This is a genomic window from Halalkalicoccus subterraneus, assembly GCF_003697815.1.
In the GTDB taxonomy this organism is placed as follows: Archaea; Halobacteriota; Halobacteria; order Halobacteriales; family Halalkalicoccaceae; genus Halalkalicoccus; species Halalkalicoccus subterraneus.
The window spans coordinates 1-12,366 of record NZ_RDQG01000006.1; the positions used below are offsets into that span (position 1 = coordinate 1).

Here is a 12,366-nt window from a genome sequence, read left to right on the forward strand (position 1 = left end):
ACCAGGAGTACATCGAGCAGAAACTCGAGGAGCAGGAACGCGAAGAGATCTTCCGCATGAAGAAGATCAAGGACAAGAAGGAAGAAGAGGAGAAGGAAGCCGAGGAATCGGACGTGACCGAGGGCGAGCCGATCCCCGCGGACGACTGATCACTTACCCGCTTTCATCCCACTTCCCCTCTCGATTTCATGGACTGTGCTACCTGCGGCGGCGAGACGCTGCTCGTTTCCGCATCCGATCTCGGTGCGTATCTACCGGACGAGCCAGAAACCGTCGCCGTCTGTCGAACGTGTCTCACAGTCGCGCCCGCCGAGACCGACGCGACCGACGACCCCTCGGACGTTACAGCGCTCTCGACCGGGCTGCCCGACGATCCGGACACCGCGCTGGCGCTCGCGCTGTTGGTGACGCTCTGTGAGTCGCTCGCGTTGTATCGCTCGGAGATCGAGGATCTCGTCGAGCGCATCGAGCTCGCTGGCGTCGACCCGCTGTCGGCGCTCGACCACCTGCAGAACGATCCCACCGTCGATCTCGCACTCGACGTCGAGCGCCGGCGACACCAGCTCGTACAGCTGCTTCGGTAGCTTTCGGCGCGTTTAGACGCCGGTCTCGTAGCGGAGGATGCCTGCGATCCCGCCGAAGGCGTCGTAGAGCTGTTCGCCCTTTTCGAAGTCAGTCGAGATGAACTTCGTCTCGGTGCCGCGCTGTTCGGCGATCGCGATCAGGTGTTCGATGACGTCCTCGCGTTCCGTGACCTCGGCCTCGGAGCCGTCTTCACACTCGTGCTCGGGGGTCGAGTGACGCTGGTCGACGACCTCGTACTCCTCCTGTGCTCCACAGTCGTACGTGACGACGTCCTTGCGGAGGTCCTCGCTGATCAACAGGCGGTCGACCGACCCCATCACGAGGTTCCTGCGGGTGGGCTCGAAGCCGTAGGTCGCGAGCCCGCCATCGTGGAGCTGTTTGAAGAACTCCTCCATCTGGTTCTTGTCCTTCATCACCTCGGCGTCCGCGAGCGCGTCCTGGGCGGCGTCGACTAGGTCGTAGAGGCCGGACTCGTCGGTGTAGGAGACGTCGAATTTCCCGAGGACCTGATCCTGAAGCTCGTGGTGGAGGTAATCGCCGTCGAGGAACTCGTCTTTCGTGGGCGAGGGACCGCCGACAAGCACGCCCTCGAGGTCGTGGCGCTCGGGGACGAACAGGTCGTTTGCCATCCCTGCGACCTCCTGGTAGAAGTTGTCGATCGCCTCCAGGCGCAGGCGAGCGAACCGTTGGGCGGACTGGCCACCCTTTCGTTGCTTGCCCGGCACCAGCGAGGAGGCGGACTTGACGGGTTCGACGCGTTTACCCCGGAGCCAGCCGACGTTGGCCTCGCGCCTGTCGAGGACGACCAGGCCGTACAGCCCCTGGTCGGCGAGCATGTGCTCTAAGGGGTCGGTCAGGAAGTCGGAATCGCAGTGATATCGGAACGACTCGACGGGCTGGGGCGGGCTCTCTAACACTCGGGTGATCATCTCGGTCTGGCCGCCGCCCGAATCGACCGCACCGGAAAACAGCACCATGCCGTTCTCCGGCGGATAGGTATCGTAGTACTTCAGCCGGTCCTTGATGCTCGTCAGGGCGTCCTGGACGTTCGTCCGGGTCTGTTTGGACTTGATGTTCGAGGCCTCGGAGTGTTCCTGGGTGATGTGGGCGGCCACGTCGGAGACCTGTCTGTCGTCGGGGACGTAGATCGTCACCAGCTGGGTGCCCGACCCCTCGAAGTCGTTCAGCTCCTCGATCACCCGCCTGAACTCGTATTTCTTCCTATCGGACTCCTCCGTGTCCTGACCACTCATTACTGTATATAGCCCGTCCAGCCGGTAAGTACCCTTTGACCGGGCGTGTTGTCCCCTTCGGCGGGGGCATCGACCGGCCGTCTCACATCGACTCGGGCGCTTCGACCCCGAGAACCGAGAGGGCGTTTGCGATGGTGTGGCGCGACGCCGCCACGAGTGCGAGGCGTGCCTCGGTGAGCGCCTCGTCCTCGGAGAGCACCTGACACTCCCGGTAGAAGGCGTTGAACGTTTCGGCGAACTCGCGGGTGTAGGTTGCGACCTGATGGGGCTGGCGGTCCTCCGCTGCGGATTCGATCACGGCCGGGAACCGTGCGATCACCTCGATCAGGTCCCGTTCTTCGGGGCTGTCGAGCAACGCGGGATCGACCGTACCGGGTTCGCCGTCCGCCTCACCGAGGATCCCACAGGTCCGGGCGTGGACGTACTGGACGTAGGGGGCCGACTGGGCCTCGAAGTTCAGCGCGCGATCCCACTCGAAGGTGATCGCCTTCGAGGGCTGTTTCGAGACGATGTCGTAGCGAACCGCACCGATCCCGACCTGCCGGGCGATGCGCTCGATGTCGTCCTCGGTGAGGTCGTCGTCGCGGATCCGGTCGTCGAGCCGGGTTTCGACCTCCTCGCGCGCACGGGAAACCGCCTCGTCGAGCAGGTCGTCGAGGTCGACACCCGTGCCCGCGCGGGTGCTCATCTTGCCCTCCGGGAGGTTGACGTAGGAGTAAAACATCGAATCCAACCGGTCGGTGTCGTTGCCGAGCAGATCGAGCGCGGCGGCCAGTTGCTGTGCTTGCAGCTTGTGGTCCTCGCCCAACACGGTCACCGCGTGGTCGTACTCGTCGAACTTCCACTCGTGGTGGGCCAGATCGCGGGTCGTATAGAGCGAGGTACCGTCCGAGCGCAGGAAGACGAGGTTCTTCTCGAAGTCGGGCAAGTCGAGCTGCCAAGCGTCCTCCTCGTAGACCGCCTCGTCGAGGGCCTTGAGCCGGGTAACGAGGTCCTCGACGCTCCCATCGCGGATGAAACGTGTCTCCTTGACGAACTCGTCGAACTCGGCGGGCAGTCGCGAGAGGGACTCGCGCATCCCGCCCAGTACCGTGTCGACGACGTGTTCGACCCGCTCGTAGGTCGCCTCGTCGCCCTCCTCAAGCCCCTGCATGATCGACTGGATCTCGGCTTCGGCGGCCTCGACCTCCTCCTCGGGGGCCTCCTCCAACACTCGATTCCCCTTGCGGTAGTACCGAACCAGGTCGTAGTCGGCCTTTTCGCGGTCGGGTTCCGGGAGGTCGCCCTCCTCGAACGTCTCGTAGGCCCAGGTGAAAACGGCCATCTGGCGGCCCGCATCGTTGACGTAGTAGTGGCGCTCGACGTCGTTGCCCGCGAAATCCAGCAGCCGGGCGATCGAATCCCCGATGATCGGGTTGCGCGCCCGGCCGACGTGGACCGGTCCGGTGGGGTTCGCACTGGTATGCTCGACGACCACCTCCTTCCCGGTTGGTTCGAGCCGGCCGTAGCTCCCTTCGCGGGCGGTTTCGAGGGTTTCCCCGTAGTAGGCGTCGCTCGCGTGGAAGTTGACGTATGGCCCCTGTGTCTCGACGCCCGCGAGGTACTCATAGCCCTCGACGCCGATCGCTTCGGCGAGTTCTCCGGCGACCTCTGGGGGGGCCTTTCCGGCTTCGCCGGCGAGTCGGAAGGCGACGCTCGATGCGAGGATCGCCTCGACGTCTTCGGGCGGTTCTTCGAGCCCGAGATCACCGGTCGGCAGCGAGAGCGCCGTGAGCGCCTCCGTGAGCGCTTCGGCGGCCTCCTCACGGAACGAAAGGAACATACTCGCCGTTCAGGAGCGTCGAATAAAGCCGTTTTCAATCGGCGAGACCGGCGAGTTCGCCGGCGGGTTCGAGCGCGATCAGAGGGTCTCGGACGCTGGAGACCTCGACTGCGTCCATACGGTACGTACGTGGTGGCTGCCGCCCGGAGTTCCGGTTCCGGTTCCGGTTACAAAGCGGCGGGACTAGTAGGGCATCTCGTCGATGAGCACGACCGCCTCGCCGTCGATCAGCGTCGCGCCGTCGGCGGTCGTGACGTTCGCGGCCAGCCGGTACTTGTCCTCACCGAGGTCCTCGACGATCTCGCAGCGCGCGGTCAGAACGGAGCCGATCTGCGCCGGTCCCTTGAACTCCATGCTCTCCGAGAGGTAGATCGTCAACCCCGGCAGGCGCGCGAGGGCGGCGCTGATCAGTCCGGCGACCAGCGTCCCGTGGACGATTCGCCCGCCGAAACGCGACTTCTCGGCGAAGCGCTGGTCGAGATGCAGGCGGTTGGTGTCGCCGCTTGCCTGTGCGAAGGCGTGGACGTCCCTGTCGGTCAGGGGTTTCGTGAACTCGACGTACTCGCCGACGGCGAGGTCCTCCCTGGTGTCGACAGAGCGCTCCATCGACCAGTCGGTAGAACCGTACGTCAGCGAAGTGATCGGGGCGGGATCCTGTTCAGCTTCGGCGGGCGAAGAGAGACCCATCCCCGCGAGGATCGCTCGATTGGCCTCGACGTAGCTGTTGACGACGTGTTTCGAGGCGTCCGACCACGAATCGACGAACTCACCCATCGGCGTCTCCTCGCCGCTTTCGCTCTCGCTCATCGGTTCCCTCCTCTGAGAACGGAGGGTTGTGGACGACACGTGGACCGAACAGTGTGTGCCATATATACCCATGGTGGCAGGATCACCTTAAGTACATTGAACCTAAACGGGGCGCTTTTCAGGGCGCCCCACCAACGGAGTTCCCATGAGCGGCCCGAAGCAGGTGTCCTCTCCGGACTACCACAGCGAGAACCACACCGCCGCCCAGACCTGCGGGTGGACTGCCAACGCCTTGCGGGGCGAGGGAAAGTGCTACAAATACGCCTTCTATGGTATCGAATCCCATCGCTGCATCCAGATGACGCCCGTCGTCAAGTGCAACGAGCGGTGTGTCTTCTGCTGGCGCGATCACCAGGGTCACGCCTACGAACTCGGCGACGTCGAGTGGGACGATCCCGAGGCCGTCGTCGACGCGAGCATCCGGCTCCAGAAGAAACTGCTCTCGGGCTTCGGCGGCAACGACGAGGTCCCACGGGAGGTCTTCGAGGAGTCGATGGAGCCACGGCACGTCGCCATCTCGCTCGACGGTGAACCCACGCTCTATCCGTATCTGCCGGAACTCATCGACGCCTTCAGTGATCGAGGAATCACCACGTTCCTCGTCTCCAACGGGACCGACCCCGAGATGCTCGCGCGCTGTGATCCCACCCAACTCTACGTCAGTGTCGATGCCGCCGAGCGCGCCACGTTCGACCGGGTCGTGCGGTCGGTCGAGGACGACGCCTGGGAGCGGTTGATCGACACGATGGACGTCCTCGCCGGGAAAGACGACACCCGGACTGTCCTCCGAACGACGCTCGTCGGCGGCGAGAACATGCATGACCCCGACTGGTACGCCGCCTTTTATGACAGAGCCGACCCCGACTTCGTCGAACTCAAAGCCTACATGCACGTTGGCCATTCACAGGGCCGACTCGACCGTTCTGCGATGCCGGACCACGAGGACGTGGTTGCGTTCGCCGAGGACGTTCGGGAGTACATGCCCGACCACGAGTACCTCAACGACGTGCCGGTCTCGCGGGTCGCGCTGCTCTCGAAGACCGAGGAGACGTGGGTGCCGAAGTTGAAGAAAGGAAGCGAGTTCTGGGAGGACGACCCGCTCGCGGCCGACTAGCATCTCATTTCCGGTACGCATCCCAAACACGATACGCTTATACCGAACGTTCCCGAAGCCCGAGGTATGTCCCAAACCGCGGTACGGGGAATCGAGTCCGACGAACTCCTCGCCCTCCGGCAGTTGGGGTTGGACGGCGCGCTCTCGGGGGAGGCGAAGATCTCGTGTTCGGCACTCGCCGACAGGTTAGAGACGTCGAGTCAGACCGCTTCTAGGCGATTACAGGCGCTCGAAGCCGCCGATCTGATCGACCGGGAAACGATCACGGACGGCCAGTGGATCGCAATCACCGAGGCCGGCGAGCGTGCGCTCCGTGCGGAGTACGACGCCTACCGGCGCCTCTTCGAGGGACGGTCGAGCGTCGCCCTCGAGGGGCGCGTTACGGGCGGGATGGGTGAAGGGAAACACTACATCTCGCTTCCGGGCTACATGGCGCAGTTCGGCGATCGACTGGGCTACGAGCCGTTCCCGGGCACTCTGAACGTCGACCTCGACGAGGAGAGCCTCCGGCGACGCGGTGCGATGGAGGCGTTCGAGCCGATCCACATCGACGGTTGGGAGGACGAGGACCGAACCTACGGGCCCTGTGTCTGTTATCCGGCGACCGTCGTCTCCGATTCGGAGACCGAATACGACGGGGCCCACGTAATCGCCCCTGAGCGCACCCATCACGACGAGGACCAACTCGAACTGATCGCGCCGGTGAAACTCCGCGATGAACTCGGACTCGCCGACGGGGATCGCGTCACCGTCCGGGTGGAAGAGAAATGACTCAACGACAGACGAACTCGGCGAAACGGGCCGTCGAGGCGTTTCGCGCCGGCTCGCCCGTGTTGATCCACGACGCCGCAGAGCGCGAGGGCGAGACCGACCTGATCTACCCCGCAGGCGCGGTCAATCCCGCGGACGTCGCGCGGATGCGAAACGACGCCGGCGGGCTGGTCTGTGTCGCACTCTCCTCGAGCGTGGCCGATACCCTCGACCTCCCGTTCGTTCAGGACGTACTCGACCACCCGACTGCGAACGACCACGATCTGGCCTACGACGACCGTTCGTCGTTCTCGCTCACCGTCAACCACCGCGACACCCGGACGGGGATCACCGACGCCGACCGCGCGCTGACGATCACGGCGCTTGCAGAGGCCGCAAGCGACCCCGATCCCGACGGGTTCGCGGAGACGTTTCGCGCACCGGGTCACGTCCACCTGCTGCGAGCCGCCGAGGGATTGCTCAACGATCGCGAGGGCCACACCGAGTTCGGCGTCGCGCTCGCAGAGGCTGCGGACCTGCCGCCCGCGGTCGTCGTCTGCGAGATGCTTGATGACCATACGGGCGAAGCGCTCTCGCCCGCTGACGCGCGGGCGTACGCCGAGCGCCACGACCTCCCCTACCTCGAGGGGCGGGACCTGCTCGGAACGCTCCGCTGACCCGTTCCATCGACCGTGAGGAAACCGCACACTCATTACGGCGGGGTTCGACCGGTCGGATATGGGATTCGACGAGATGGACGTCGATACGATCTGGATGGACGGCGAGTTCGTCGACTGGGACGACGCCCAGATCCACGTCCTGAGCCACGGACTCCACTACGGTACCGGCGTCTTCGAGGGGATCCGTTGTTACGACACCGAGGAGGGCCCGGCGATCTTCCGCTGGGACGAACACGCGAAACGACTCTACGACTCGGGCCAGCCCTACGGACTCGAGATCGACCACGAGCCCGAGGAACTCGAGGAGGCGACCAAGGAACTCATTCGCCGCCAGGAACTCGAATCGTGTTACATCCGTCCGATCGCTTTTTATGGGTACGACAGTCTGGGCGTGGGCCCGGGGGATTGTCCCACCCGGATCGCGATCGCGGCGTGGCCGTGGGGGGCGTATCTCGGCGAGGAGGCCATCGAGGAAGGCGTCGAGGTGAAAGTCTCCTCGTGGCGCAAACACGCCTCGAGTCAGATCCCCACCAACGCCAAGACCACCGGGCTGTACGTCAACAGCATGCTCGCGGGCGAGGAAGCCCGCCGTGAGGGCTACGTCGAGGCGCTCGTCTTGAACAAGGAGGGTAACGTCGCGGAAGGTCCCGGCGAGAACCTCTTTCTGGTCCGCGACGGCGAACTCTACACGCCCGGGCTTTCGGAGAGCATCCTCGACGGCATCACCCGAAACAGCGTCATCGAAATCGCCCGCGATCTGGGGTATACCGTCCACGACGAGGTGACGATCAGCCGTGGTGAGCTTCACACCGCCGACGAACTGTTCTTTACGGGCACCGCCGCGGAGGTCACGCCGATCAAGCAGGTCGACAACGTCACGGTCGGTGAACGTGGGCCCGTCACCGAGGAGATCCAGTCGCGATTCTTCGACGTCGTCGAGCGCCGGACCGACGACTACGACGACTGGTTCAGCTACGTCTGAAACGCCGCTCTAGCTGCTGTCATTTCAGCGACCGACCCACTTGAGTACCAGCAGGGTTCCCTCGAAGAGGGTGACCATCGTCAGCGCGATGATGATGGGTGCCATGCCGGTCGGATCAGGACTGGAGACGAACGCCAGCCCCAGAAACGCCCCCCAGAAGTACAGGCGCTTGTCGGTGAGCCACTGTCTGGTGGTGATTCCCATCATGATCGCGAGCATGATGATCAGCGGGATCTGGAAAACGATGGCGAGATAGGCGATCAGGATCAACATCAGCCCGAAGGTATCGCCCAGCCCGAACGCGATCTCCCCGGCGTCTTGCGAGTAGGTGAGGAAGTAGGTGAAGACGGCGGGCAGGACCACGAAGTACGCGAAGAGCACGCCGACGACCGCGAGCACGAGGCTCGTCGGGACGGCCGCGAGGTAGTACTTGCGCTCGTTTTTATAGAGGCCGGGGCGCATGAACCGGTAGGTCTGATAGACCATCACCGGCAGCGCGATGATCAGTCCCCCTAGACTGGCGACCTTGATCCGCGCGAGGACGAACTCGAGGGGACCGTAGACGCGAGGCTGGGCGACGTTGCCCTCCGGCAGCACGGAGTACCACAGAAAGGTGATGAGCTCGTCGGCGAGCGGGAAGACGACGATGCTGACCGAGCCGGCGACGACGATGACGATCGCCAGCCGTTTTATCATCTCCTCGATGTGATCGGCGAGCGGCATCTCCTGGTCCTCGCTGGGCGCGGAGATGCCCCCGACGTCACCCTCGTCGCCCGTGGCGGCGGCTGTCGAGGTTCCGCCGTCAGCGACGAGATCGTCGGCACGCTGCTCGCCCATTCACCGGGAATACGTGTCCCCTCGGTTATAGGCTTTCTTTCTCGGACCTATCGGCGGACATCGAGAGAACAAGATTGATAACTATCTGTCGGCTATCGTCGGTGAATGTCGAGTTCGATCGTCGACGAGGACACCGCCCGGAGTCTCGACAGCGGGCGACAGACGATCGGCGCGGTACTGTCGACGATCCAGACCCATCTCCAGAAGGTCTTCATCATCTTCGTCGTCGGTTTCCTGGGCACCTTCTACGCACTGCGGGCCGTCGTCTGGGACTGGCTGCGTGCGGTCACCGAATCGGAGATGCCCGCTCAGGTCGCCGCACAACACGAGATCATCGTCACGACGCCCTTCGAGGTAATTCTGCTACAGGCGAAGATCGGGATCGTCGCGGGGATTATCATCGCCATCCCGCCCCTGTTGTACCTCTCCCGGCACGAACTCAGAGCCCGCGGCTACTGGCCCCAGACCCCGATCGCGCGCTGGAAGCTCGTCGGTATCGTGCTCATGTCTATCTCGCTGTTCGCCGCCGGCGTCGCCTATGCCTACGGTCTCTTTTTCCCGCTCATTCTCGGCTTCCTCGCGGAGTTCTCCTACAACGTCGGGATCGATCCGACCTGGTCGATCGTCATGTGGACGGAGCTTCTCGTTTTGTTGACGATCTCCTTCGGGCTCGCCGCCCAGTTGCCGCTCGCGATGACCTCGCTCGCCTACGCCGAGATCGTCCCCTACGAGACCTTCCGGGACAAGTGGAAACACGCGATCGTCGGGATCTTCGTCTTCGGCGCGATGTTCTCGCCGCCGGATCCGATCTCCCAGATCATGTGGGCGCTGCCGTTGATCGTGCTGTATGCCTTCAGTCTCGGAATGACGCGCTTCATCGTCACGCTCAAACGCGGCGGACGGGCGAACGTCGGGCGGACGGTCAAACGGAACGTCGGCACGCTGTTCGGCATCCCGCTGTTGCTCGCGACGGGGCTGTACGCCGCGCTCGTCTCCGGGCTCCTCACGTACACCACCCAACGGTTCCTCCTGCCGCGCGACATCGTCCTGCCCGAGGCACGCTGGCTCCAGGAGCTGCTCGGTGTCCCCCAGCAGGTCGCGCTCGCGGTCGGGGCCGCGGCGATCCTGTTCGTTTTCGTCTTCCTGCTCGTCGGCTTCTACCTGCTCGTGAGCTCCGTCGAGGAGGCACCTGCGGGTTCGACCGGCCGGATGGGCGATCCCGGTGCGATCGACCTCTCGACGCTCGATGCGACCGGCATCGAGGCGGCACCCGCGGCGGCCTTCGAGGAACTCACCGAAAAGGAGGCCCTCGCGCTCGCCCGCGACGCGATGGAGGCGGACAACCCCGAGAAGGCCCAGGCGATCCTCGACCGGTTCGACGCGGTTCACGGGACCGACGACAGCGAAGGAACGACGGCCGAGGCCGTCGGCGATACCGAGGGCGAGGCGGCGAATGCGGACACTGACGCTACCGATGACGATGAGGACGAGGACGTCGGCGGAGTCCTGACGGGGACGGCCTCCGGGATGTTCGCGGCGTTCTCCGACGAGAAGGACGAGGACGACATCGGCGGCTACATCTACGACGTCAAGTATATCGCCGACAGCCTCCGTTCGCGGCTGCTGTGGATCTTCGCGGTCTTCGGGCTCGCCCTCATCGGCGTGTTCACCTTCTTCTACATGGGCGGGGTCCGCATCATCACCCAGGACTTCGTCTCGCGGATGCCACGGGCGGTCGTCAGCATCGACGACATCCGTATCATCGACCTCCACCCCGTCGAAACGCTGATCTTCATCATCAAGGTGAGTACGCTCGCGGGCGCGCTCGCCGTCCTCCCGATGGTGATCTACTACGCTTGGCCGGCGATGAAAGAGCGCGGTCTGACGACGGGCCAGCGCTCGGTCGTCTACGAGTGGACCATCACCATCGCGCTCGCGCTCGGGATCGGAACCTTCCTCGGCTACTACTACATCGCCCCCGGCCTGATCGGCTTTCTCGTCTACGACGCGGTCCAGGGTGGAATGCTCATCTCCTATCGGATCAGCAAGTTCTCGTGGCTGATCATCTACACCACCGTCGGCGTCGGTCTGCTCGCCTGTGTCCCGCTCACGATGTGGATGCTCTTTCGGGGGAAAGTCGCCTCGTACGGCGCGATGCGAAACCGTTGGCGAGAGGTGACGATCGCCGTCTTCGCGGTCGCCGGACTGGTCACGCCCGTCAGCGTGCTGACGATGTTCATCGTCGCGATACCGACCATGCTGGCTTACGGACTCGGCCTCGGAGGACTCTGGGCCATCACCCTCGGCGGGCGGCGCGACTTCGGCGAGGAAGTCGTCGAAACCGACGGCGGGAACGCCCGGTGGCTCGCGCTCATCGTCGCCGCGCTCGTGCTGGTCGGCGGGGCGGTCGCGATGACCGGCGGGATCGGAGCGCTCGTCTCGGAGGACGGTCGGATCGCCGGGATGCTCAACGACACCAACGAAGGGGAAATCGACGAGAACGCCTCGGCCGACCCGGCCGACCGACCGGATACGAACGGCACAAACGATAATAACGCGTCCGGCGACGCCAACGACACTCCGCCCGAGGACAACGATTCGGCTGTCGACGAGGACGGGAGCACGAACGACACGACCGATACCGGCGGGAACGATACGGAAACGAACGACGCGGCCGAGGAAAACTCGACACCGACTGAGAACGAGTCCAGCGACGAGGAGGATGACGACGGAGCGGGAATCGACCTTCGCGAGCCGCTCGACGGTTGACGGGTACGGCTTTTTTATTGCTCGCCGGGCGCGGCGTCCTCCGCGATCGCCAGCGAGAAGGGGATATCCGGCGCCGCTTCGGGTGCGTTCTCCGGTTCGAGGTATCCAACGCCGAACCCACTGTAAACGCTGCCTGCCTCGGGTTCGATCCGGAAGCGTGCGAGGGGGTCGTCGTCGCCCACCTCGTGGATGCCGACGATGGTCTCGCCGGCCGGGATCTCCGTGTAGTCCCCTTCGCCGAACTCCAGCCCTTCGATGGCGCGCTCGCCCTCGATCGAGACGTCGACCGCCGGGGCGTCCGGCGAGGCGTGGATCGCCCGGATTCGGGCGTTGCCCGCCCCGGTCGGACTGTTGTCGTCCTCGAACTGGCGGATCTGTAGGGATCGACCGCTCGTCGAACACACCTCGCCGAGCGCCGCGAGGGTGTACTCGCCCGATTCGAGGTGCACGTCGGTTTCGAGGACCGCCTCCTCGAGGTCGCCGCCGGTGGGCACGAACGAGACGGTGTACTCGCCCGGCTCGTAGGAGAGATAGTCACTCTGGGTCGCGAACGGCTCGACGCCCTCGTAGGCGACCTCGTCGTCGATGTAGACGTCGACCGCCGGGGCGTCCGGCGAGAGGTGGACGACACGTGCGCCCTCGTCGGCCTCGTACTCGTCCTGTGCGCCAGCGACGCCGGCCCCCGCACTCATCGTCAGCCCGGCCCCCACTGCCCCCAGCACTGCTCTGCGCGTGTACTCTACCATTTCAGTTCCTGACTCGATACG

Annotated in this window: 11 protein-coding genes and 1 pseudogene; 7 read left to right on the forward strand and 5 right to left on the reverse strand. The window is 64.5% G+C overall.

Going from position 1 to position 12,366, the window contains the following annotated elements; genetic code table 11:
* Both EAO80_RS20960 and EAO80_RS01120 read left to right on the forward strand, forming a co-directional pair.
* Positions 1 to 149, forward strand: a pseudogene (locus EAO80_RS20960) (V-type ATP synthase subunit D); the annotation flags it as partial.
* 39 nt (positions 150 to 188) lie between these two features.
* The gene (locus EAO80_RS01120; RefSeq protein ID WP_122088107.1) at positions 189 to 584 is read left to right on the forward strand and encodes a DUF6276 family protein; all 396 of its coding nucleotides are present in this window, start codon (positions 189 to 191) and stop codon (positions 582 to 584) included.
* A 12-nt stretch (positions 585 to 596) separates the two neighbouring features.
* On the opposite strand, the gene prf1 is transcribed toward EAO80_RS01120, so the two are convergent.
* The 3 genes from prf1 to EAO80_RS01135 all read right to left on the reverse strand — a co-directional run bounded on the left by prf1 (position 597) and on the right by EAO80_RS01135 (position 4,467).
* Positions 597 to 1,838 (reverse strand): peptide chain release factor aRF-1, encoded by a 1,242-nt coding sequence (prf1, locus tag EAO80_RS01125; RefSeq protein WP_122088108.1) that lies wholly within the window; start codon positions 1,836 to 1,838, stop codon positions 597 to 599.
* An 82-nt stretch (positions 1,839 to 1,920) separates the two neighbouring features.
* Positions 1,921 to 3,660, reverse strand: a complete 1,740-nt coding sequence (gene argS / locus EAO80_RS01130; RefSeq protein WP_122088109.1) for an arginine--tRNA ligase — start codon at positions 3,658 to 3,660, stop codon at positions 1,921 to 1,923.
* 183 nt (positions 3,661 to 3,843) lie between these two features.
* On the reverse strand, positions 3,844 to 4,467 hold the full coding sequence (locus EAO80_RS01135) for a MaoC family dehydratase (protein ID WP_122088110.1): 624 nt from the start codon (positions 4,465 to 4,467) through the stop codon (positions 3,844 to 3,846).
* 145 nt (positions 4,468 to 4,612) lie between these two features.
* Between EAO80_RS01135 and twy1 the strand changes: the two genes are divergently transcribed.
* The 4 genes from twy1 to EAO80_RS01155 all read left to right on the forward strand — a co-directional run bounded on the left by twy1 (position 4,613) and on the right by EAO80_RS01155 (position 7,993).
* Positions 4,613 to 5,581, forward strand: coding sequence for a 4-demethylwyosine synthase TYW1 (gene twy1, locus EAO80_RS01140; protein WP_122088111.1), 969 nt, complete (start codon positions 4,613 to 4,615; stop codon positions 5,579 to 5,581).
* A gap of 66 nt (positions 5,582 to 5,647) precedes the next feature.
* Positions 5,648 to 6,352: a DUF120 domain-containing protein gene (locus tag EAO80_RS01145; protein WP_122088112.1), complete on the forward strand. Its 705-nt coding sequence runs from the start codon at positions 5,648 to 5,650 to the stop codon at positions 6,350 to 6,352.
* Positions 6,349 to 7,008 (forward strand): 3,4-dihydroxy-2-butanone-4-phosphate synthase, encoded by a 660-nt coding sequence (gene ribB, locus EAO80_RS01150; RefSeq protein ID WP_122088113.1) that lies wholly within the window; start codon positions 6,349 to 6,351, stop codon positions 7,006 to 7,008. The genes EAO80_RS01145 and ribB overlap by 4 nt, the downstream gene beginning before the upstream one ends.
* A gap of 61 nt (positions 7,009 to 7,069) precedes the next feature.
* Complete coding sequence (locus EAO80_RS01155) at positions 7,070 to 7,993, forward strand: branched-chain amino acid transaminase (RefSeq protein WP_122088114.1); 924 nt, start codon at positions 7,070 to 7,072, stop codon at positions 7,991 to 7,993.
* 24 nt (positions 7,994 to 8,017) lie between these two features.
* Here the strand turns inward: EAO80_RS01155 and tatC are convergent, their stop codons facing one another.
* Complete coding sequence (gene tatC / locus EAO80_RS01160; protein WP_122088115.1) at positions 8,018 to 8,830, reverse strand: twin-arginine translocase subunit TatC; 813 nt, start codon at positions 8,828 to 8,830, stop codon at positions 8,018 to 8,020.
* A gap of 105 nt (positions 8,831 to 8,935) precedes the next feature.
* On the opposite strand from tatC, the gene EAO80_RS01165 reads away from it, so the two are divergent.
* The gene (locus EAO80_RS01165; protein ID WP_122088116.1) at positions 8,936 to 11,599 is read left to right on the forward strand and encodes a twin-arginine translocase subunit TatC; all 2,664 of its coding nucleotides are present in this window, start codon (positions 8,936 to 8,938) and stop codon (positions 11,597 to 11,599) included.
* A 14-nt stretch (positions 11,600 to 11,613) separates the two neighbouring features.
* Here EAO80_RS01165 and EAO80_RS01170 read toward each other — a convergent pair whose 3' ends face one another.
* Positions 11,614 to 12,345 (reverse strand): DUF4397 domain-containing protein, encoded by a 732-nt coding sequence (locus tag EAO80_RS01170; RefSeq protein ID WP_122088117.1) that lies wholly within the window; start codon positions 12,343 to 12,345, stop codon positions 11,614 to 11,616.
* Positions 12,346 to 12,366 lie beyond the last annotated feature (21 nt).